This window comes from Sphingomicrobium marinum (assembly GCF_026157105.1).
In the GTDB taxonomy this organism is placed as follows: Bacteria; Pseudomonadota; Alphaproteobacteria; order Sphingomonadales; family Sphingomonadaceae; genus Sphingomicrobium; species Sphingomicrobium marinum.
The window spans coordinates 278,132-299,781 of sequence record NZ_JANPVQ010000001.1 but is presented as its reverse complement, the minus strand read 5'-3'; the positions used below and the strand labels follow the sequence as shown (position 1 = coordinate 299,781).

Annotated in this window: 22 protein-coding genes; 9 read left to right on the top strand and 13 right to left on the bottom strand. The window is 63.8% G+C overall.

Going from position 1 to position 21,650, the window contains the following annotated elements:
• Positions 1-32: 32 nt before the first annotated feature.
• Genes NUX07_RS01540 through NUX07_RS01530 form a run of 3 tightly spaced genes read left to right on the top strand, consistent with a single transcriptional unit; the run spans position 33 to position 2,702 of the window.
• On the top strand, positions 33-548 hold the full coding sequence (locus NUX07_RS01540; protein WP_265528270.1) for a hypothetical protein: 516 nt from the start codon (positions 33-35) through the stop codon (positions 546-548).
• Complete coding sequence (recQ, locus tag NUX07_RS01535) at positions 545-2,314, top strand: DNA helicase RecQ (RefSeq protein WP_265528268.1); 1,770 nt, start codon at positions 545-547, stop codon at positions 2,312-2,314. The genes NUX07_RS01540 and recQ overlap by 4 nt, the downstream gene beginning before the upstream one ends.
• The gene (locus tag NUX07_RS01530; protein ID WP_265528266.1) at positions 2,295-2,702 is read left to right on the top strand and encodes a TIGR01244 family sulfur transferase; all 408 of its coding nucleotides are present in this window, start codon (positions 2,295-2,297) and stop codon (positions 2,700-2,702) included. Before recQ ends, NUX07_RS01530 begins: the two co-directional genes overlap by 20 nt.
• On the opposite strand, the gene NUX07_RS01525 is transcribed toward NUX07_RS01530, so the two are convergent.
• From NUX07_RS01525 to NUX07_RS01505, 5 genes are all read right to left on the bottom strand, one after another.
• Complete coding sequence (locus NUX07_RS01525; RefSeq protein WP_265528264.1) at positions 2,694-2,900, bottom strand: putative signal transducing protein; 207 nt, start codon at positions 2,898-2,900, stop codon at positions 2,694-2,696. The genes NUX07_RS01530 and NUX07_RS01525 overlap by 9 nt on opposite strands.
• On the bottom strand, positions 2,897-4,318 hold the full coding sequence (tldD, locus tag NUX07_RS01520) for a metalloprotease TldD (RefSeq protein WP_265528262.1): 1,422 nt from the start codon (positions 4,316-4,318) through the stop codon (positions 2,897-2,899). Before tldD ends, NUX07_RS01525 begins: the two co-directional genes overlap by 4 nt.
• A gap of 3 nt (positions 4,319-4,321) precedes the next feature.
• Positions 4,322-4,516, bottom strand: coding sequence for a zinc-finger domain-containing protein (locus NUX07_RS01515; RefSeq protein WP_265528260.1), 195 nt, complete (start codon positions 4,514-4,516; stop codon positions 4,322-4,324).
• Positions 4,517-4,552: 36 nt separating this feature from the next.
• Positions 4,553-5,071, bottom strand: a complete 519-nt coding sequence (locus NUX07_RS01510) for a DUF4402 domain-containing protein (RefSeq protein ID WP_265528259.1) — start codon at positions 5,069-5,071, stop codon at positions 4,553-4,555.
• A 117-nt stretch (positions 5,072-5,188) separates the two neighbouring features.
• Entirely contained in the window at positions 5,189-5,707 is a 519-nt protein-coding gene (locus NUX07_RS01505) for a DUF4402 domain-containing protein (protein ID WP_265528257.1), read from the bottom strand.
• Positions 5,708-5,815: 108 nt separating this feature from the next.
• On the opposite strand from NUX07_RS01505, the gene NUX07_RS01500 reads away from it, so the two are divergent.
• From NUX07_RS01500 to NUX07_RS01490, 3 genes are read left to right on the top strand one after another with little or no spacing between them, the layout of a single operon-like run.
• Positions 5,816-6,739 carry an ABC transporter ATP-binding protein gene (locus tag NUX07_RS01500; protein WP_265528255.1) on the top strand — a complete coding sequence of 308 codons (924 nt, stop codon included), beginning with the start codon at positions 5,816-5,818 and terminating at the stop codon, positions 6,737-6,739.
• Entirely contained in the window at positions 6,736-8,319 is a 1,584-nt protein-coding gene (gene nadB, locus NUX07_RS01495; RefSeq protein ID WP_265528254.1) for an L-aspartate oxidase, read from the top strand. The genes NUX07_RS01500 and nadB overlap by 4 nt, the downstream gene beginning before the upstream one ends.
• Positions 8,316-9,002 (top strand): Crp/Fnr family transcriptional regulator, encoded by a 687-nt coding sequence (locus NUX07_RS01490; RefSeq protein WP_265528252.1) that lies wholly within the window; start codon positions 8,316-8,318, stop codon positions 9,000-9,002. Before nadB ends, NUX07_RS01490 begins: the two co-directional genes overlap by 4 nt.
• A gap of 1 nt (position 9,003) precedes the next feature.
• Here NUX07_RS01490 and NUX07_RS01485 read toward each other — a convergent pair whose 3' ends face one another.
• Entirely contained in the window at positions 9,004-9,441 is a 438-nt protein-coding gene (locus NUX07_RS01485; RefSeq protein ID WP_265528250.1) for a hypothetical protein, read from the bottom strand.
• A 78-nt stretch (positions 9,442-9,519) separates the two neighbouring features.
• Positions 9,520-9,696, bottom strand: a complete 177-nt coding sequence (locus NUX07_RS01480) for a hypothetical protein (protein ID WP_265528248.1) — start codon at positions 9,694-9,696, stop codon at positions 9,520-9,522.
• A gap of 184 nt (positions 9,697-9,880) precedes the next feature.
• On the opposite strand from NUX07_RS01480, the gene polA reads away from it, so the two are divergent.
• Positions 9,881-12,679 (top strand): DNA polymerase I, encoded by a 2,799-nt coding sequence (polA, locus tag NUX07_RS01475; RefSeq protein ID WP_265528246.1) that lies wholly within the window; start codon positions 9,881-9,883, stop codon positions 12,677-12,679.
• A gap of 30 nt (positions 12,680-12,709) precedes the next feature.
• Complete coding sequence (locus tag NUX07_RS01470; RefSeq protein WP_265528245.1) at positions 12,710-14,254, top strand: lipopolysaccharide biosynthesis protein; 1,545 nt, start codon at positions 12,710-12,712, stop codon at positions 14,252-14,254.
• 2 nt (positions 14,255-14,256) lie between these two features.
• Here the strand turns inward: NUX07_RS01470 and purH are convergent, their stop codons facing one another.
• Genes purH through NUX07_RS01450 form a run of 4 tightly spaced genes read right to left on the bottom strand, consistent with a single transcriptional unit; the run spans position 14,257 to position 19,405 of the window.
• Positions 14,257-15,843, bottom strand: a complete 1,587-nt coding sequence (gene purH, locus NUX07_RS01465) for a bifunctional phosphoribosylaminoimidazolecarboxamide formyltransferase/IMP cyclohydrolase (RefSeq protein ID WP_265528244.1) — start codon at positions 15,841-15,843, stop codon at positions 14,257-14,259.
• Positions 15,844-15,852: 9 nt separating this feature from the next.
• Complete coding sequence (locus NUX07_RS01460) at positions 15,853-17,478, bottom strand: heparinase II/III family protein (RefSeq protein ID WP_265528243.1); 1,626 nt, start codon at positions 17,476-17,478, stop codon at positions 15,853-15,855.
• A complete protein-coding gene (gene rpe / locus NUX07_RS01455) occupies positions 17,478-18,137 on the bottom strand; it encodes a ribulose-phosphate 3-epimerase (protein WP_265528241.1) in 660 nt (219 codons plus the stop codon). Before rpe ends, NUX07_RS01460 begins: the two co-directional genes overlap by 1 nt.
• A gap of 20 nt (positions 18,138-18,157) precedes the next feature.
• On the bottom strand, positions 18,158-19,405 hold the full coding sequence (locus NUX07_RS01450) for an RsmB/NOP family class I SAM-dependent RNA methyltransferase (RefSeq protein ID WP_265528239.1): 1,248 nt from the start codon (positions 19,403-19,405) through the stop codon (positions 18,158-18,160).
• Positions 19,406-19,433: 28 nt separating this feature from the next.
• Between NUX07_RS01450 and NUX07_RS01445 the strand changes: the two genes are divergently transcribed.
• Positions 19,434-19,601 carry a DUF1674 domain-containing protein gene (locus tag NUX07_RS01445; protein WP_265528237.1) on the top strand — a complete coding sequence of 56 codons (168 nt, stop codon included), beginning with the start codon at positions 19,434-19,436 and terminating at the stop codon, positions 19,599-19,601.
• Here NUX07_RS01445 and NUX07_RS01440 read toward each other — a convergent pair.
• Both NUX07_RS01440 and tsaD read right to left on the bottom strand, forming a co-directional pair.
• Positions 19,598-20,587: an NAD(P)H-dependent glycerol-3-phosphate dehydrogenase gene (locus tag NUX07_RS01440; protein WP_265528236.1), complete on the bottom strand. Its 990-nt coding sequence runs from the start codon at positions 20,585-20,587 to the stop codon at positions 19,598-19,600. The genes NUX07_RS01445 and NUX07_RS01440 overlap by 4 nt on opposite strands.
• Positions 20,584-21,615: a tRNA (adenosine(37)-N6)-threonylcarbamoyltransferase complex transferase subunit TsaD gene (tsaD, locus tag NUX07_RS01435; RefSeq protein ID WP_265528235.1), complete on the bottom strand. Its 1,032-nt coding sequence runs from the start codon at positions 21,613-21,615 to the stop codon at positions 20,584-20,586. Before tsaD ends, NUX07_RS01440 begins: the two co-directional genes overlap by 4 nt.
• Positions 21,616-21,650 lie beyond the last annotated feature (35 nt).

Below are 21,650 nucleotides of genomic sequence, written 5' to 3'. Positions count from 1 at the left end.
GTGTGCGCGGTGAAGCTGGAAAGGCTGGGCCTGTGACCGACACGCACCAACAACCAAACGATGTCTTCGGCTTGTCCACTTCTTCAGCAACCAAAGGACGCTTTCCGATGCGCACGCTGGCATTGGTCGCGACACCGTTGCTGACGGCCTGCACGTCGAATGAAGAGCACTGCACAAAGGTAGCGCACGTCGAAGTTCATAATGAAAGTGAATGGCAGGATTTTCTCCAACAGGCGGGGCTGTCGGAGCTGCAAGACGGGGATCTTCGTACCGGCGGCGGGCCAGTTGTTGGAACCGTTCCAGGGTTTGAGTTTGATCGCCGCTTTTCCGACCCTAACCTAGACGCGGAGGCAATACTTAGCGTCGGCTCGACCGGACGACATGAGTCCTATCTACAGATATCTGCTTTTCAGAACGACGAGCGATTTGTCGTGGCGAACCTGAGAGACGATTTCACTGTGCACCGCACGGCAGGGGGCAAGTCGAGCTACTCCTGTACCTCGCTTTATGGGCGCTTGTACGTTGAACTGGCTGCCTCACGACAATGACCGACCCCCACCAAATCCTCCACGACGTCTTCGGCTTTTCCTCGTTTCGCGGGGTGCAGGGGGATGTGGTCGATCGGGTCATGGCGGGCCGAAATACGCTCGCGGTGATGCCGACGGGGGCGGGGAAATCGCTCTGTTACCAGCTGCCCGCCGTCGCCAAGCAGGGGACGTGCATCGTCATTTCGCCGCTGATCGCGTTGATGCAGGACCAGGTGCGTTCGGCCACCGAAAACGGGATGAAGGCGGCGTCGCTCACCTCGCTGAGCGATGACTGGCGTAAGGTGCAGGACGACTTCGTGCGGGGTGACCTGGACCTGCTCTATGTCGCGCCCGAGCGGGCGACGACCGACGGATTCGGGCGGCTGCTGGAGCAGGCGCGCATATCGCTCTTCGCCATCGACGAGGCGCATTGCGTGAGCGAATGGGGGCATGATTTTAGGCCCGATTACCGCCTGCTGCGTCCGCTGCTCGATCATTTCGGGGCGCCGCGTCTCGCGCTCACCGCCACCGCCGACAAGCGCACGCGCGCCGACATCCTCACCCAGCTGGGGATCGAGGAAGAGGGGCTGATCGTCGCGGGCTTCGACCGGCCCAACATACGCTATCACGTCGTCCCGCGATCGGGTCTGCCCAGCCAGCTCAAACGGCTCGCCAAGGCGCATGAGGGCGCAGGCATCGTCTATTGCCCGAGCCGCGCGCAGGCTGACCGCGTCGCCGAGCAGTTGCGCGAGACGGGGCGTACGAGTGGGGCCTATCATGCCGGGCTCGACAAGCCGGTGCGCCAAGCCAACCAGGAAGCTTTCGTTGCCTCCGAGGACATGGTGATGGCGGCGACGATCGCCTTCGGCATGGGGATCGACAAGCCGGACGTGCGCTTCATCGCCCATGCCGGCGTGCCCAAGTCGATCGAGGCCTATTACCAGGAAACCGGCCGCGCGGGGCGCGATGGCGAACCTGCCGAAGCCTGGCTGTTCTGGGGCGCCGAAGACTTCGCCCGCGCCCGCCAGCGGATCGAGACCGAGACCGAAGAGGGTCGTCGCCACGAAGAACGTGCGCGGCTGAACGCGATGGCCGCCTTTGTCGAGGCTGCGACCTGTCGGCGCGCAATCCTGCTCAAACATTTTGGCGAGGATCCGCCCGAGATCTGCGGCAATTGCGACAACTGTATCGACCCGCCGCCGACTATCGACGTCACCGTAGTGGCGCAGAAATTGCTCAGTGCGGCGTTCCGTACCGAGATGCGCTTTGGCGTCGGGCACCTGGCCGATGTGCTGGCGGGCAAGGAGACCGAGAAGGTTATCAGCAACGGCCACAATCATCTGAGCGTGTTCGGGATCGCCGAAGACGAAGAACTTGCGCTCATCAAGCCGGTTGCGCGCTCATTGCTTGCCCGCGACGCGCTGCGCGCCGACAGCTATGGCGGGCTTTCGTTCGGCCCGGCCGCCAAGCCGATCCTGATCGGCGGCGAAAAGCTGGTGATTGCCGTGCCGCCCAAGCGCAAGGCGGCCAAGCGCACGGCAGCGGACTATCCGCACGATCCCGGCTTCGAGGCGCTGCGCGCATGGCGGCGCGACATTGCGACGGAACAGGGCGTCCCGCCTTATGTTGTGTTCCATGACTCCACGCTTCGCGCGGTGGCGGCGACCCGCCCGACCACGCTTGCCATGCTGTCGCAAATCGAAGGCGTCGGCGATAAGAAGCTGGAGAAATACGGGAGTTCGCTCCTCAAGGCCGTGGAGGATATTGATGCAAATACGCCAGCTTAACGACCGCCTGTCGGTCGGCCCGCAGATCCAGCCCGAGGATGTCGCAGCGCTCAAGGAAGCGGGCTTCACCACGATCATCAACAACCGCCCCGACGGGGAGGAACCCGGCCAGCCAACGAGCGGCGCGATCGAAGATGCGGTGGAGGCAGCCGGGCTGACCTACCATCATATCCCTGTGACGCGCGGGCCCGAACATGCCGATGTCGAGGCGATGGGCGATGCGCTCGCCAGCGCGGACGGCAAGGTGTTTGCTTTTTGCCGCTCGGGGATGCGGTCATGCATGACCAGCGCGATCGCGCGATCCGAAGCTGGCGAAGAAGGCGATGCGCTGATCAGGGAAGCGGCGCTGGCGGGCTACGATATCAGCCCGGTGGCACACTTACTCTAGCGCGGCGAGCACCGCGGCGGCGCGGTCATAGTCCTCATCGAGCACCATCAGGCGCACGGCGATCAGCCCGGCGCCGCCAAAGACGTTGTTCATCCCGTCATCGAGGATGACATAGTGGATGTCTTCCTGGTCGAGCTGGTGCCCGGCCAGATCGGCTTCTACCTTGGTGCCGAAGCGTTTGAGTTCGACGAGGCTCACGCCGCCTCGGTGCCGCCCACGGTGATGCCGTCGACATAGAGGGTGGGCTGGCCGACGCCCGCTGGGACGGTCTGGCCGCCCTTCCCGCACAGCCCGACACCTTCGTCCAGTTCCATGTCGTTGCCGATGCCCTTGACCTTGGTGAGGACGGTGGGCCCGTCACCGATTAGCGTCGCGCCCTTCACGGGATCGCCGATCTTGCCGTTTTTGACGCGGTAGGCCTCGGTGCAGCTGAAGACGAACTTGCCGCTGGTGATGTCGACCTGGCCGCCGCCAAAGCTCTTGGCGAAGATGCCGTCCTTGACCCTGCTGACCAGTTCTTCGGGATCGTCCTGGCCGCCCAGCATGAAGGTGTTGGTCATGCGCGGCATCGGCGCGTGGGCAAAGCTTTCGCGGCGACCGTTGCCGGTCGGTTCCATGCCCATCAGGCGCGCATTCAGCCGGTCCTGCAGATATCCTTTGAGAATGCCGTCTTCGATCAGGACGGTGCGACCGGTGGGCGTGCCTTCATCGTCGATGGTCAGGCTGCCGCGGCGATCCGCGATCGCGCCCTCATCGATGACGGTCACGCCGGGCGCGGCAACGCGTTCGCCGATGCGGCCCGAGAAAGCGCTGGTACCCTTGCGATTGAAATCGCCTTCGAGCCCGTGCCCGACCGCTTCGTGGAGGAGAACTCCGCACCAGCCTGGCGCCAGCGCGACTTCCATTTCGCCGGCGGGCGCCGCCACGCTGCGCAGGTTCACGTCGGCCTGGCGGATGGCCTCGTCGATGGCGCGGTTCCACGTCGCTTCGTCCATCAGGCGGTCGTAGAGATAGCGACCGCCAAGCCCATGGAAGCCGCTTTCCTGCCGGTCGCCGTCCTTCATGACGACCTGCACGCCCAGCCGCACGAGCGGGCGCACGTCGGTTGCGGTGAAGCCATCGGCGCGCACGATCTCGATTACGCTCCAGCTGCCGGTCAGCATCACGCTTACCTGGTCGACCCGCGGGTCACGCGCGCGCGCTGCCGCTTCGATCTTTTCGCACAGCGCGATCTTGTCCTTGAACGCAACCGCCGTCAGCGGATCGCCCGCGCCGTACATGGCAGTGTTGGTGCGGCGCGGCGCGGGAGCCTTTGCGCCGTCGCGTGGATCGAGCAATTTGAGCGTCTGCGCGGCGCGTTGAATTGCCGCGGCGCTGATCTCGTTGGCGTGCGCGAAGGCGGTGGTTTCGCCGCTTACCCCGCGCAGCCCGAAACCGGCATCGCCCGAATAGTCGGCGTTCTTCAGCCGCCCATCATCGAACAGGAAGGATTCGCTGGTGCGATACTGGAGATAAAGTTCGCCGTCGTCGTGGGCGGCGAGATGGGTGGCGGCAAGCGCGCGTGCCCCGTCGGGGTCGAGCATGCCGTCGCGGTATAGAAAGTCGCGGGGGTTCATCCCCTAACTATCGGTATCCGCGGGCCCGCCTTCAAGGACGAAGCGACGATCGCAATAGCCGCATTCGACGAAACCCTTCTCGTCGATCTCGTAAAAGACGCGCGGATGGCCTAGCGAAGCGTCAATTTCGGTCGCGCCGTCGCAATGGACCTTGACCGTCTTGACCTTGACGGTTTCGGGGGGAGGAATCGTCGACATGGCAGCCCGCTTAGCGCGTGGGCGACGCCGCTTCAATCAGCGATAATCGACGGTCACCGTGTAAAAGTCTTCATAAAGACCCTCGGGCGCATCGGCCGGGACGGCGATCATGCCGCCAAAATGCAATGTCGACTGGCCATTGGTCGCATTCAGCGTGCGCACTGCAAAACCGTCGAGATTTACCGACAAAAGGGCGATCGTATCGCCAGTGCCATTGCTCAGGATTGGCGGCCAGGTCCAAGTGACAATGATATCGCGGCCAGGATCGCCGACGACCAGATATTCGCCGCGCATGACAGGGTCGGAAGGAACGCCCGTCACGCCGCCGGTGTAGACAGGCGGGCCGCCATTGGCGGGAATGAAAACGGTCCCGGCAAGCGGCGAGGTGACAACCGTCCCAAAATCGAGATCCGACATCTCCACGACGGCGAGCGGCTTGAGGACTTCGGCGATTGCCCGGCCATCACTATTGGATACTGGCTGGGCATGCGCAGGCGTGCTCAGCATCAAGGTGGCGCCCAAGGCGCCGATCAGGAATCGCAGTATCTGGTCCACAACCGTATTCCAGTGATAGTTACCGGAATGGCAATAATGCCCGCCAACCCGTGACCAAGCGTTTTCGGAATATGGATAGCGCGGTGTTAACCCTGTTTTTTCAGCATTTTGCTGCGACTAGGGGTATTGGACCTGAACCTCGAACGTGCCTTCGTAGACCCCGTCGGTGGTGCCGCCCGGCACGTCGAGCGTCGCGCCGACGCGAAAATCGAAATAGGTCCCGCCTGTCACGGTGCGCTGGTCGGGTCCATCCAAGGTGAAATTGCGCGCTACCAACGTTTCCGTACCACCCACGCGCGTCAGGACGATATCGGCTTTGGGGACGCGGATCTTGATCTTCTTGGTCCGTTCGGGCGAGCCGGCGAACTTGGCGGTATGGCCGTCATTGCCACTGACAAGATCGCCGGTGACCGACAATTCGCTCCCTTCGGGCGCGGTCGGATCGAGGATCACCGAGCCGCCCGCGGCGCCGCTGGCCAGGTAGACGGTGCCGAAGTCAAGATCGCGAAGCTTCACCACCGATAGCGGCGAGACGATGGTGACACGCGCCTTGCCGTCAGGCTCTGCAACCTGCGCCTTGGCCGGCGTGATGATCGAGAAGGTGGCGAGCGCCACCAATAGTAGATACTTGAACATGCCCGCGAGCTAGATGGTTAACGTGAAATACACTCTAAGAATTAGGGTTAACAGCGCGCTAACCATATCACTTTGCGCGCGCCTGCTCCCCCCGCTATGGCCGTTGCCATGCAAAATGACGCCGCCATCTCGATCCAAAACCTGTCGAAGACATATGCAGGCGGCAAACAGGCGCTCGACGATGTCAGCCTCGACGTGCCGCGCGGCCAGATCTTTGGTCTGCTGGGTCCCAACGGGGCGGGCAAGTCGACCCTGATCAACATCCTTGCCGGGCTGGTCGACAAGACCAGCGGAAGCGCCTCGATCTGGGGTTTCGATATCGATCACGATCATCGCAACGCGAAGATGTCGATCGGCATCGTACCGCAGGAGATCGTGTTCGATCCCTTCTTCACCCCGCGCGAGGCACTGGAAAACCAGGCCGGCTTGTTCGGTGTGCCCAAGGGCCACCGGCGCACCGCCGAACTGCTCGAAGCCATGCGTCTCACCGACAAGGCCGAAGCCTATGCGCGGACCTTGTCGGGCGGGATGAAGCGGCGGCTGCTGGTCGCCAAGGCACTGGTCCACGCGCCGCCCGTCCTGGTGCTCGACGAGCCTACCGCGGGCGTCGATATCGACCTTCGCCAGCAGCTTTGGGATTATGTGCGCGCGCTCCATGCGCAGGGCGTGACGGTGGTGCTGACCACCCATTATCTCGAAGAGGCCGAAGAATTGTGCGATCGCATCGCGATCATCAACCATGGCAAGCTGATCGCCAACGAATCCACCCGTGACCTCATCGCCAAGGCGACCGACAAGGAAGTGGTCGTGACCGTCGACAAGGTGATCGAGACGCTGCCTGACGCGCGCTGTTTCGAGCGGGTCGAGCGGCTGAGCGATCACGATCTCGCCATCACCTACGACAAGGGCGAAGTGAATGCGGGCGAGGTCCTTCGCACGCTGGCCGATAGCGGCTACGACATTATCGACGTGCGCACCCGCGAACCCGATCTCGAGGACGTCTTCCTCCAACTGACGAAAGACGCTGCATGAGCGACTATGACGTGCTGGTCATCGGTACCGGTGCTGCCGGGCTTACCGCTGCCCTGACGCTCGCCAATTGCGGCAAGAAAGTTGCCGTTCTGGCCAAGGGCAAGCTTGGCGGCGGCGCGACCGAGTGGGCGCAGGGCGGCATCGCCGCGGTGCTCGAGGACGAAGACAGTTTCGACAACCATATCAAGGACACGATGGTCGCGGGCGCCGGCCTGCCCGACCGCGACGTCGTCGAATTCGTCGTCGAACGCGCGCCCGCCGCCATCGCGCGGCTCGCGGAACTCGGCGTGCCCTTCAACCTCGACACCGACGGCGATTGGCACCTCACGCGCGAGGGCGGGCATAGCCACCGCCGCATCGTCCACGTCCACGATGCCACAGGGTGGGCAGTGGCCGAAGCGCTCGAAAAAGCAGCGGTGATGCATGACAATATCACGCTGCTACCCAACATGGTCGCGATCGACCTGGTGCAGGGCCGGCACCTCGAAGATTTCTCCACCAGCGGCGAAGTCTATGGCTGCTACGCCTTCAATCGCGGCACCCGCGAGATCGAAACATTATGCGCGCGCGCCACCATCATGGCGTCGGGCGGGGCCGGGCGTGCATACCAGTTTTCGACGGCGCCGCGCGGCGCAACGGGCGATGGCATCGCGATGGCATGGCGCGCCGGATGCCGCGTATCGAACATGGAATTCATGCAGTTCCATCCGACCTGCCTCTACAACCTGCAGGTCAAGAATTTCCTCATCACCGAAGCGGTGCGCGGCGAGGGCGGGATTTTGATCAATCCCGAAAGCGGCGAGCGCTTCATGAAGAATTACGACGAGCGCTTGGAGCTCGCCCCGCGCGATATCGTCGCGCGCGCCAACGATGCCGAGATCAAGCGCGATGGCCTCGATTATGTCCATCTCGACATTTCGCATCGCGGGCCCGAGTTCGTGAAGGAGCACTTCCCGACCATCTACGACAAGCTGATCGGGCTCGGCATCGATATCACGCAGGAGCCCATCCCGGTCGTCCCGGCGCAGCATTATACGTGCGGCGGCGTGGTGGTGGATCTTGACGGCAAGACCGACGCGCCCGGCCTCTATGCCGCAGGCGAGGTGACCATGTCGGGGCTGCACGGCGCCAACCGCCTCGCCTCCAACAGCCTGCTCGAATGTTTCGTGTTCGGCGAAGCTGCCGCCAACCACATTTGCGCCAACTGGGACGACCTTCCCAAGGCGCGGAACGTCAAGGCGTGGGACGAAAGCCGCGTCACCGATTCCGACGAAGAGGTCGTCATCCAGCAGGTCTGGGGCGAGATCCGCCGCTTCATGTGGAATTTCGTCGGCATCGTGCGCACGACCAAGCGGCTCCAGCGCGCCAAGAACCGCGTCGACCTGCTGCGCAAGGAAGTCGACGAATATTATTCGAATTTCCGCGTCACGCCCGATCTCATCGAGCTGCGCAACCTGGTCGAGGTCGCCGACCTCATCATCCGCTCGGCGCTCCGCCGCCACGAAAGCCGCGGGCTCCATTACACGCTCGATTATCCCGAGACGGATGCGGAGGCAGTCGATACGGTGCTGGTGCCGTGAAGCTGCACTGCGAAACCTGCCCCGTGCGTGAGCGCGCCGCCTGCGCGGCGCTTAGCGAAGACGAACGGACGGAACTGGCGCGGCTCGGGGCGCATCGCAGCTTCGAGCGCGGCGATACCGTGTTTGCGGCGGGCGACGACCTTGATGCTTGCGCCACGCTGACCGAGGGGCTGCTCAAGATCAGCCATGTCGACGAGGACGGCAACGAGCGCATTTTGAGTCTCGTCCATCCGGCAGGGTTCGTCGGCGAGATGTTCGCGCCCGTCGCGCATCATGACGTCATCGCCTTGACCGACAGCAAGCTCTGCCTCTTTCCGCGCAGCGACTACGAAGCCGCGATCGACCGTTTCCCGGCGCTGGCGCGCGCGCTGCTGCGGCGCTCGGCCGAGGACCTGTACGATGCGCGGGCGCAGATCGCGCTCGACGCCAAACGATCGGCGGGAGCAAAGGTCGCTAACCTGCTCGCGGCACTTTCGCGCGCGGCGAGCCATTCGCCGTGCCATGGTGCCGAGCGGTTCGACTTGCCGTTGACCCGCGGCGAAATGGCCGGCCTGCTCGGGCTGACCATCGAAACGGTGAGTCGCCAGCTCACCAAGCTGGAAAAAGACGGCATCATCGAACGCACGAGCACGCGCGGCATCCTGGTGGTGGATGCCGCGCGGCTCGAAGCACTGGGGGGTTAATTCAGACCAGCGCTGCGATGCTCACCACGGCGATGCCCCAGCCGAGGATGAGAACCGGAAGGATGAGCGCCTGGATGATGGCATCGCGCCCGTTGCACCAACCTACATGGGTGGCAATTCCTTCGCCGAGCAACCGCTGCATGCTCATCGCCTTGGCTTTACGGTCGGGGCCAACGCGGGCCCACATGGCCGGCACCACGTAAAAGCCGACAGTGAAGATGACGAAGATCGCCATCGGCAGGATCATCTGCGGCTCGTAAAAGCCGATGAACATCACCGTCAGATAGGCGAGGAACAGACCGAAAAAGCCGGCATGGATCGCCACCGGCAGGTCGAAGTGGCGGGTTTCGATATCCTGGCGGACATTGGGCTTGAGCGCGGGGGCGGGGGCAAGTTCCTGCGCCAACTTGAGATCGGCATGCTTGAGCGGACGGGACATTGGGCATCTCCTTGTTTGATGCCCTTGTGTCTCATGTCGGCGGCGCCCCTGCTTTGATCCTGGTCAAATCGGCGCGAATTATTCCGCCGGGATGTCGATTTCGCCCATCTTCGTGCCGCGCATCCAGATTTCGGAGCGGTAATCGCTGCGCATCTCGATCGCCCGGTCGATAGCGTCGAGGAGGTCGCCTTCTGACAGTAATTCTGAATCGACCAGTTGGTGACCGTCGAAATAGAGAATGGAAATCGGGGCCATCGATTGAACTCCAATAGTTTCGCGTGCCACCGACTTTTGCTGTCCGAAGCTGAACGTAAACCAACGATAGCGCCGATGGTCGCAGGGGCGCGTCGGCTGGTCGACTGGTAACGGCGGGATGGGATTGCGACGGGACGGGGCGTCTTATGCTGGCAAGCCGCGCCAAGCCTGCTAAACCCCGCTGATGGCAGACCAGCCCCACCTCTACCTCGTCGATGGCTCGAGCTATATTTTTCGCGCCTATCACCAGCTTCCGCCGATCACCAACAAGCACGGCACGCCCGCGGGCGCCGTCTACGGCTACACCGCGATGCTGTGGAAACTAGCCAAGGATCTCAATGAATCCGAGGGGCCGACGCACATGGCGGTGATCCTCGACAAATCGTCGCAATCGCATCGCAACGAGATCTTTCCCGAATACAAGGCCAATAGACCACCGCCGCCCGAAGATCTGGTGCCGCAATTCCCGCTGGTGCGCGATGCGACGCGCGCTTTCTCGCTGCCGTGTATCGAGGAAGAGGGGTTGGAGGCCGACGATATTATCGCCTGCTATGCCCGCGCGGCTGCCGACCAGGGCTGGAAGGTCACGATCGTCAGCAGCGACAAGGACCTGATGCAGCTGATCGAAACGCGCGACAACGGCGCCGATGTCGAGATGTATGACACGATGAAGGACAAGCGCATTCGCGCCGCCGACGTCGAAGCCAAATTCGGGGTCGGGCCCGAACTGGTGGGCGACTTGCTGGCGCTGATGGGCGACAAGGTCGACAATATTCCGGGCGTGCCGGGTGTCGGGCCCAAGACGGCGGCAACGCTGCTCAAGGAGTATGGCAACCTCGAAAACGTGCTGGCGCACATCGAGGACATCACCAAGCCCGCGCTCAAGCGCAATCTTACCGAACATGAAGCCGCCGCGCGGATGAGCCGCGAACTGGTGGAGCTGGTGTGCGATGCGCCGCTCCCCGAACCGCTCGATGATCTCAAGCTCGACGGCATTCCCGCCGAGCCGCTGCGTGACTTCCTCGAGGGCCAGGGGTTTAAATCGCTGCTGGCGCGCATGGGCGGCGGATCGAAAACCGCCGAAGAGCGGGGTAAAAGCGATGACGTCATGACGTCGATGCCCGCCGCGCTCGAACCCGAACAAATCGAAGTCGATCGGTCAGCCTATGAGACTGTCACCAGCATGGAGCGTCTCAACGCATGGATCGAAGAAGCTAAGGCGCAGGGCTTCGTCGCGATCGATACCGAAAGTACCAGCCTGGATGCGATGGGGGCACGGCTCGTCGGGCTGAGCCTTGCGACCGCGCCGGGCAAGGCCTGCTATATACCGGTCGCCCATGGCGGAGACGATCTGCTTGCGGAACGGCCGGACCAGCTTGAGCTCGAGGCGGTGCTCGCTGCGCTCAAACCGCTATTCAGTGCCGACGACGTCCTGAAGATCGGGCATAATCTGAAATACGACCTCGTTCTCCTGTGCGAGCATGACGTCACCATCGCACCGTATGACGATACGCTGGTCATGAGCTTCGATCTCGACGCCGGCAAAGGCCTTGGCGGTCACGGTCTCGATGCGCTGTCGAAGAAGCTGCTCGGTCATGAATGCATCCCGTTCAAGGACGTCTGCGGCACCGGCAAGAAGCAGATCCCCTTCAACGAAGTCCCGCTCGACAAGGCGACGCAATATGCTGCCGAGGATGCCGATATTGCGCTGCGCCTGTGGCAGCGCTTCGCGCGGCGCATGGCGGCCGAAAAGGTCACGCGCGTCTACCAGATAATCGACCGTCCCATGGTCGCCGTATTGGCGCGCATGGAAGAGCGCGGGGTGAAGGTCGACCGCGACTATCTCGCCCAGCTGAGCCAGGAATTTGCCGAAGATATCGCAGGTCTCGAGGAAAAGATCTTCGATGCGGCCGGAGGGAAGTTCACGATCGGATCTCCCCAGCAGCTCGGCAACATCCTGTTCGACAAGCTTGGGGCCACCGGCGGTCGCAAGGGCAAGAGCGGCAATTACTCGACTGACGTCAACGAGCTCGAACGGCTTGCCGGCGAGGGGTTCGAAGTGGCGCGGCTGGTGCTCGACTGGCGGCAGCTTTCAAAGCTCAAGTCCACCTATACCGACGCACTGCAAGAGCAGATCAACCCGACTACGGGTCGCGTGCACACCAGCTACAGCTTGGCGGGCGCGCAGACCGGGCGACTGTCATCGACCGATCCCAACCTGCAGAATATTCCCATTCGCACGCCCATCGGCGCCAAGATCCGCGATGCCTTCATCGCCGATGAAGGCATGAGCCTGCTGAGTGCCGACTATAGCCAGATCGAGCTGCGCCTGGCCGCGCACATGGCCGATGTCGAACCGCTCAAGGACGCTTTCCAGAATGGCGAGGACATTCACGACCGCACCGCCAAGGAACTGTTCGGCGAGGTGAACAAGGAGACGCGCGGGCGCGCCAAGACAGTCAACTTCTCGATCCTCTACGGTATCAGCGCCTTCGGCCTCGCCAACCGCCTCGAGATCGAACGCAGCGAAGCGCAGGCGATGATCGACCGCTATTTCGAGCGCTTCCCGGGCATCAAGAACTATATCGGCACGACCCTCGCCGAAGTCCGCGAACGGGGCTTTTCGACCACCCTGTTCGGCCGCAAGACGCATTTCGAAAACATCACCTCCAAGATGCAGAATGTGCGCGCCGGGGCCGAGCGCGCCGCGATGAACGCGCCGATCCAGGGCACCAGCGCCGATCTCATCAAACGCGCCATGGTCCGGATGGAAGATGCGCTCGCCGACGCGGGGCTCGATGACGTCAAGATGCTGCTGCAGGTGCACGACGAACTCATCTTCGAAGTGCCCCAGGGGCAGGAAGAAAGCGCCGCCAAGGTCATTCGCGAAGTGATGGAAGGCGCCGCCGGGCCCGCGCTTGCCCTCGATGTTCCTCTCGACGTGGATGTCGGATGGGGCCAGAACTGGGGCGCAGCGCATTAGGCCGCGCTGTCCTTCTTGGGGGAAAACCTAGTGGCGTCACCGAAAGCTGACGGCGGCAAGGCCGACCTTGCGGCGCTGGCGCGCGGCGGCCGCATCAATTTCGGCGGCTTCCTCATTCGCCTGCTGGCGCGTCTCCCGTTCCTGTTCATCGCCGGGCAGTTCTATGGCGCCGATGAAGTCGGCCGCTTTGCCTATGCGCTGATCGTGGTCGAATTTGCCGCGCAGCTGGCCACGCTTGGCCTCAAACGAGGACTTGCGCAGCAGCTATCCGCTGCACCCGATGAGGATCACACCGCGGTTGTCTATGACGGCCTGATCGTCGCCTTTTTCGGCTCGCTCATCATGATGGCGATCCTGTTCGTGTTTCCGCAGGCGATGTTCCCCAACTCGGAGATACGCGGGCTCGAGCGGTTGTTGCCGATCACCGCGCTGGCATTGGCCTGGACCGAGATCATGCTCGCCGCGCTCGCCTACCGCCACGATATCGCCTCGACGGTGCGCAGCCGCGCGATCGTCGAGCCATTCACCATCTCGATCGTGGCAGGCATCTTGGCCTTCTGGGCGGTCGAAAGCGGGCTGATCATCGCCTATGTGGCCTCGATGGTCGGCGCGCTGCTCGCCGCGATGTGGCCGTTCTTCAAGAGCTACGGCTTCCCGCACCACTGGCGCCCGCACCCCGTGAAGCTGTGGGAAATGGCGCGGCGAAACCTGCCCGTGGCGGCAGCCGATGCGGTGGAATGGGGATCACGGCGCATCGACCTGGCGCTCCTCGGCCTCTTTTTCTCGCCTGCAATCGTCGGGATCTACTGGGGCGCGCAGCAAGTGGCGTCACTTCCGTCCAAATTGAAGACCAGTTTCGACCCGATCATGGGCCCGGTCATTTCGCGTAATGTCGAAGCCGGGAACCACAAGGCGGTGGCCAAGCAGGTGCGGCAAGTGGGTTTCTGGATTATCGCCGCGCAGGCGGGCGTTGCGCTGGCGCTCGGCATTCCGGCAATGGCAATCATGAACCTTATCGGCCCCGAATTCGGCGTCGGCTTCCTCATCCTGGGCGTGCTGCTGGCGGCTGAAGTCATCGCTGCAATGGCCGCGGTGTCGGAAGCCGCGCTTATCTACCTTGCGCGGCATCGCAACATGCTGATCAGCTTCGTCATGATCGGGCTGGAAGTCGCGCTGGGGATTGGGGCTATCCTGGTGCTGCGATCGATGGACGTACCCGATTATGTGCAGGCGACGGGCCCGGCCATCGGATTGGCGCTGGCCCTGGGCTTTGCCGCGCTCAGCAAGGCGTGGCTGCTTTCGGGCATCGTCGATGCGCCCGTATCGGGATGGCGTTGGCCGCTCTTGTGGGCCGCAGCCGCCGCATTGGTCGTCGGCTTCTTCGCGGTCATGATGCCCGATTGGGGCCAGGTCGCCATTGGTGCGCCCGCCATCATGATCGCCTTCGGCTTCATCATCTGGAAAAAAGGCTTCGGCCCCGAGGATCGCGAACTATTCAAGATGAAGAAGAGCGAAATCACCGAAGACGACGTCGAATTGCCCCCGCCCGGATCGAGCGGAAGCGCACCGACCTGATCCTAGTGCCTGAAGTGGCGCATCCCGGTGAAGACCATTGCGAGACCCGCGTCGTCCGCCGCCGCAATGACTTCATCGTCGCGGATCGAACCGCCCGGCTGGATCACCGCCGTCGCGCCGGCCTCGGCTGCGCTCAACAACCCGTCCGCAAATGGGAAGAAGGCGTCTGACGCCACGGCGCTGCCCACCGTCTTGGGCTGGTCCCAGCCATATTTCTCGGCCGCTTCGCCAGCCTTGATCGCGGCGATGCGTGCACTGTCGCGCCGGTTCATCTGGCCGGCGCCAATGCCCGCGGTCATGCCGTCCTTGGCATAGACGATCGCATTTGATTTCACGTGTTTGGCAACCGTCCAGGCAAACAGGCAGTCGGCCAGTTCCTGCTCGCTGGGCGCGCGCTTGGTGACCACCTTCAAGTCGTCTCGCACGACTTTGCCGTTGTCGCGGTCCTGAATCAGGATGCCGCCCGCGATCGGCTTCATCGTCTGCCCCGGACGCGCCGGATCGGGCAGATCGCCCGTGAGTAGCAGGCGCAGGTTCTTCTTCTTCGACAATGCCGCCATCGCTGCTTCGTCGGCATCGGGCGCGATTACGACTTCGGTGAAGATTTCCGCGATCGCCTCTGCCGTCTCGCCGTCCAACGTCCGGTTCATCGCGACAATGCCGCCAAAGGCCGACACGCTGTCGCATTCAAGCGCATCCTGCCACGCCTGCCGTAGGCTCGAGGCCTGCGCGACGCCGCATGGATTGGCGTGCTTGACGATGACGATCGCGGGATCACCGCCGCGGAACTCGGATGCCAGATCGAACGCCGCATCGGCATCGTTGAGGTTGTTGTAGCTGAGCGCTTTGCCCTGCACCTGTCTGGCAGCGGCGATCCCGGGCGCTACCGCCTGCGGGATGTAGAGCGCGGCCTTCTGGTGCGGATTTTCACCGTAGCGTAGTTCGTCTGCCTTGTGCATCGCCAGCGCGCGGCGATCGGGATAGGCCTGTCCCTGGTCACCGAACGCAAACCAGCTCGAAATGGCGGCGTCATAGGCCGCGGTCAGCGCAAAGGCCTTTGCCGCCAGTATGCTGCGAAATTCCTGCGTCAGCCCGCCGTGAGCGTCGAGTTCGCCAATCACCGCATCGTAATCGAGCGGATCGGTGACGATCGCCACATCCTCGTGGTTCTTGGCCGCGGAGCGCACCATCGATGGGCCGCCGATGTCGATATTCTCGATGATCGTGTCGCGGTCCGCGCCGCTCATCACCGTCTTCTCGAAGGCATAGAGGTTGACGACCACCATATCGATCGGGCCGATGCCGTGCTCGTCCATCGCCGCCATGTGGTCGGCATTATTGCGCACCCCGAGAATCCCGCCATGCACCTTGGGATGCAGCGTCTTCACGCGGCCATCCATCATCTCGGGAAAGCCCGTGAGCTCGGACACGTCTTTGACGTCATGACCCCATTCGCGCAGCTTGGCCGCGGTGCCGCCCGTCGAGACCAGTTCGGCACCGTGGCGCGCGAGCGCCGCCGCCAGCGGCTCCAACCCTTCCTTGTCCGTCACCGACAAGAGGGCGCGCGTAATCTTCTTATGGTCCTGCATGAAATGTCCTTAGCTTGAGCGACGGAAGGTCCAGCTGACGTCAGCGCCATCGCGCTGCGTTTCGCCGGTCACGACCAGCTGCTGGGTCTGGAGTGGTTCGCCGCGCGCCGAAACGTGCAGCGATTGTTCGATCCTGAGCCGCGCGCCACGGCAGCGGAAGTTCCACGGGGGCGCGGTGTCCGAGCGCAGGATCGCGCCCATGCCGTCGGCCGTCGGTGTGGGCTCGACCCCGGGCGCGAGATGGAATCGCAGTGCGAACGGTAGGCCGGCTTTGCCCTTGCGGCGGCCCTTGGGCGTAAGCCTGTCCTCCCCCGCCAACTCCTTGCCATCATTACCGAGCGTAAGCGCGCGTTCGTGGACAAAGCCGGTGCGACGCGCGTAGCCGTCGTGGCTGGCGCTCACCATGCTGGCGTCCTGATCTTCCGAGCGATCGAGGATGACGTCGTTGACTCCCTTGCCGAGCGGTCCGTCGGGCTGGATCGCGGTGCTGTTCATGTCATCAAGGATGAGTGTGGAATGCGCCGCCGAGGAGCGCAGCCCTTCGACCAGTTCGTTGGGCAAGCTGGCCTTGGCACGACCAGGCCCGCCGCAGCTGACCACCAGCCGCTGCGAACCGTCGGACAGTTCGATGGCGAGAGTCGATGCACAGCCCGTCTCGATCATCGTGGCGAGCGGCGGCGGTGCAGCATCGAAACTCACCACCGTGCCGAGCGCGCTCAGACGCTGATAACCCCACCCGCGCGCCTGCCGCAGTGGGCGCGCACGCAGGCCGCATCCTTCAGTAATCGCAGCGATACGCGGCGCGCTGCCTGCATTTCCCCCCTGCCAGCTGGCCAGCGCGCCATCGCCCATCGTGACACCGTGCAAGGCAGCAAGCGCGGCGGAAGCGGCATCCTCGAGCGCGTTGGGCAGCGTCTGCTTGGCAGCGAAATAGGCAGCGCGGACCAAGCCCAGCCGGTCGACCAGCAGTAACTGTTCGGAGGGCGAGCGGCTCATCAGCCCGCCATCATCGAATTGGCCCTGCGCCAGCGCGCGCATCAGCCCGCTTTCGGCGCGCGCAACCCGCGGCATGCCCTCAAGGCACAGGCTGGTCACCACAAGCCCCGCCCACGCGGTAATGCGGTCGAGCCCGGGCCGCGCCTTGTCGGCATTCTTGGCCAGACTCCGCGCACCGCGCGCCATCGTGTTGAGCAGCGCCGAGCGATACGCGGTTTCGCGGGTAGATAGGATGTAGGGCGCATAGGCGGTCCAGAAGAGCAGCCGTTCGCCCCAAAGCTCCGGTGCCCACGCCTCGTCAGGCTTGGCGCCGTGGACGACCAGCCAGCGTCCGGCAATGGCCTCGCCCAGCGGCGAACCCTGTTCGCGCCCTGTCGCCGCGGCCAGGTCGCGTAGCCAGGCGAAGCTATGCAGGTGCCGCGCCGCCGGCGATTTGGGCGGAAAGTTTGAAAAATCGAGGTCGTGAAGATCGAGCCGCTCGGCGCCATGAACGAGCGTACCGGTAAGGAACGCTTCGCCGAGGCGGCGGTCGCCTTCGACATGGTCGCGCGGGATTGCCGTCAGACGTAGCGCATTGTTGCGCTGCCCCAGCAGGCGCTCCAGCGGGCCGCCGCGCGCGAGGCGACCGAGCGATGCCATCAGGCCCCCTTCAGCGCCCTGATATTGTCGGCATAGGCGGATGGCCCGCCGCGGAAGACCGCCGTGCCCGCGACCAGTGCCGAGGCACCCGCGTCGACACAACGCGGCGCCGTGTCGGGATCTACACCGCCGTCGACTTCGATGGTGACGTCAAGGCCTCGCTTGGAAACCTTTTCGGCAATCATTTCAATCTTGTGGAGCTGCGAGGGAATGAATTTCTGCCCGCCGAAACCGGGATTCACGCTCATCACCAGCACCAGGTCCGCCAGGTCGAGCAAATAGTCGAGCTCGTTTTCGTGCGTGCCCGGATTGAGCACCACCCCAGCCTTCTTGCCCAGCGCGCGGATCGCCTGCAGCGTGCGATGGGTATGCGCGCCTGCTTCGGGATGCACGGTGATGATATCGGCACCCGCGTCGGCGAAGGCTTCGAGATACTGGTCGACCGGGCTGATCATCAGGTGGACATCGAACGGCTTGTCGGTGTGCGGTCGCAGCGCCTTCACCACGGCCGGACCGATCGTGATGTTTGGGACATAATGACCGTCCATCACGTCGACATGGATCCAGTCGGCCCCCGCCTCGTCGATGGCACGGACTTCCTCGCCCAGCTTGGCGAAATCGGCGGACAGGATCGACGGGGAAATGAGGGGTTTTGCCATGGCTTCCCGATTAGCCTTGATCAGCCCTTTCGGACAAGGCGGCAGATAAAGAAAAAGTCCAGCCCGCCCTGGGCTTCGAGCATCCCGGGCAGGATCCGCAGCCATCCCGCCTCGTCAGCCGCGATGCCGTCGATATCGAGCGCTATCGGATCGATCGAGAAATCGCCGTTTCGTTCGACGAAGGCAGTCACGATTTCTTCGCCCTCTTCGGGCTCGAGCGAACAGGTGGCGTAGACAAGGTGACCGCCCGGGCCGACCAGCTTGGCAGCAGCGTCGATCAGGCGGTGCTGCACCTCCGCCATCTGCTCGATCACTGCCGGGCGCGCACGGTAGAGGACTTCGGGATGGCGGCGCAGCGTGCCGCTGGCACTGCAAGGCGCGTCGAGAAGGACGGCATCGAACGGCGCGTCTGGAGCATAGTCTTCGAGCGCGGCCTCGACGATCTCGGCTTCGATACCGACGCGCGTGAAATTCTCCCTAAGTCGCCTGAGACGACTTTTAGAACGGTCGAGCGCGGTGACCTGATGCCCGGCAGCAGCCAGCTGCATCGCCTTGCCCCCGGGGGCTGCGGCGGCATCGAGCACGCGGCTGGCATCGTCCGGGATGCAGCGCGCGGGCAAGGAGGCCGCCAAGTCCTGCACCCACCATTCCCCTTCTGCGAAGCCGGGAAGCGACGTCACCTTTCCGGCGTCGGTCAGACGGCGGTGAAGAGGGGCGAGTTTCACACCGTCAAATTTGACGGGTTCGGCCTTGAAGCTGAGATCGAGCGGTGGCCGCGATGCCAGCGCACGCCGCGCTGCCATCACGACATCCTTGCCCCACGCCTTGAACCAGCGACGCGCCACCGCGTCCGGCAGGCGTGGCGGCTCGTCATCCAACAGGCGATCGCGCTTGAGCAGCGTCGAGAGCACGCCATGGACAAGGCGGCGCGGGCCGCCATCGACCAGCGGCAGCGCGGTCGCCACCACGGCATGATCGGGCGTGTCGAGACCGATTTTCTGGGCCAGCGCCAGCCGCAACACCGTACGCGCTTTGGCGTCCTCGGGCAGCGGGCGCTGCATCGCGCTATCGATCAGCGCGTCGAGATCGGGCAGGCGGCGCAGTGTCTCGCCCGCGATCGCCACGGCCAAAGCTGCATCGGCTGGCGGCAACCCCTTGGTTGCAAATCCAGCGGCATGCTCGAGCGTTTCGTCACGTCGCAGCACCGCATCCAGCATGCGCAGTGCAGCGGCGCGTGCGGCGCTACCTTCTATATCCTGTCTTGGCATGCGGCCCCTTACCCCCCATTTGGCAGATATGAAACGGCCAAAGCATCTCAAACCGCCCGAATATCTTTCGCCCTCTCCCCCCGTGCCCGAGCCGGAGAAGGTCGACGAGGCGGATGCACCTTATGGCGAGAAAGACCGTCCCGACCCGACGCGCTATGGCGATTGGGAGAGAAAAGGAATTGCCTGGGACTTCTAGTGAGCTTCGGGACGCGGCGGGCGGCTGAGCAATTGTTCGAGCGCTTCGTCGATCGTCAGGTCCGCAGCCAGCAACGCCGCCACCGCTTGGGTGATCGGCATGTCGATATCCTTGTCATCGGCCAGCTTCTTGAGCACCGGCGCGGTATGCGCGCCTTCCGCCACCGTGGTGCGGTCCTTCATCAGGTCGGCCGCAGCCTGGCCTTCGCCGATGGCAACCCCGAGCGAATAGTTGCGGCTGGCGGTCGAGGAACAGGTCAGCACGAGGTCGCCCAGTCCCGATAGGCCCGCCATGGTGTCGCGGCGCGCACCCATCGCCTCGCCAAAGCGGATCATCTCGGCAAAACCGCGCGCGATAAGCGATGCTCGCGCATTCTGGCCGAGCCCCTTGCCGTCGACGATCCCGCACCCGATCGCCAGCACGTTCTTTATCGCACCGCCGATTTCGGCGCCCGCGACATCGTCGGTCAAATAGGTGCGAAAGGTGGGCAGGGCGATGCGATCGCGGATCTGTTCACCCAGCGCCTCGTCCTCGCACGCTAACGTCACCGCAGTCGGCAACCCAGCGGCCACTTCGTGTGCGAATGTCGGACCCGACAGTACGGCAATGGGCGATGTCGGACAGACGTCTCTGGCGACGTCGTGCAGCAGCTTGCCTGATTTGCCTTCGATGCCCTTGGAACACAGGATCAGCGGCATCTCGGGACAGGGGCAATAGCTCAACACGGTGCGCATGTGCTGTGCCGGCGTCACGACGAGCCAGGCATCGCATGACGTCAGTTCGGTGAACTTGCCGGTGGCGCGGATTGCCGGATCGAGCTTCAGTCCCTTGAGGTAGATGGGGTTTTCATGGATCTTGTTGATGGCCTCGACGACGTCATCCTCGCGCGCCCACAAAAGCGTTTCGCGCCCGCCGGTCGCAGCGACCTGCGCCAATGCGGTGCCCCACGCGCCGCCGCCAATGACCGCCAGTTTCTCGATGCTCATGCCTTTACGCCTGCCCCCCGTACCTTTTCCGCGCCGTCATCGAGCGGCCAGCGCGCCCGCGCCGGCGTGTCCAGCTCATCGACGAGCCCTGCGGTAAATCGTTCCACGCCTGCCCAACCGATCATGGCTGCATTGTCGGTGCACAGCCAGCCCGGCGGCACCGAGAAAGCACGGCTCTGCTCTTCCGCCAGGGCCTGCAAGGCGCCGCGTACGGCCTGATTGGCCGCAACGCCGCCTGCCACGACCAGTGCCGGCGCATCGCTGTCTTCGAGCGCCAATCGCGTGCGATCGACAAAGCAGTCGACCACCGCCTGCTGGAAACTGGCGGCGATGTCTTCGGGCGTGTGGTTCCCGTTTTGTACCGCACGCTGCACTGCGCTCTTGAGGCCAGCGAAACTGAAATGCGGTTCGCCCGAGCCCACTAGCGGACGCGGCAAGGGCACTGCTTGCGGATCGCCATCCTTGGCCAGCCGCTCGACCGCCGGACCGCCCGGATAGCCGAGCCCCAGCAATTTGGCCGACTTGTCGAACGCCTCACCCGCGGCATCGTCGATGGTGGTGGCGAGGCGCCGATAATCGTCGACCCCGCGCACTTCGAGCAGTTGGCAATGCCCGCCACTCGCGAGAAGCAGGAGGTAGGGAAATTGCAGCAAGGCGTCGGTGAGCCTGGGCGACAATGCATGGCCCTCGAGATGGTTGACCGCCACCAGCGGCTTGCGCGCCGATAATGCGAGCCCTTTGCCAGCGAGAAGCCCGACCATGACGCCGCCGACCAGCCCGGGCCCGGCCGTCGCCGCAATCGCATCCACTTCGCTGATCGAAATGTCGGCTTCGTCGAGCACCTGGCGGATCAGCCTCGGCAAGATCTCGACATGCGCGCGCGCCGCGATTTCGGGCACCACCCCGCCGAAGGGACGGTGGTGATCGGCCTGCCCGACCACGGCCTGCGCCAGGATCTGGCGATCAGACGTCACCAGCGCGGCCGCGCTATCGTCGCACGAAGACTCAAGGCCAAGGATCAATGTCATTGCCGATGCTCCTGCCGAAAAGTGGAGCGTTGCGC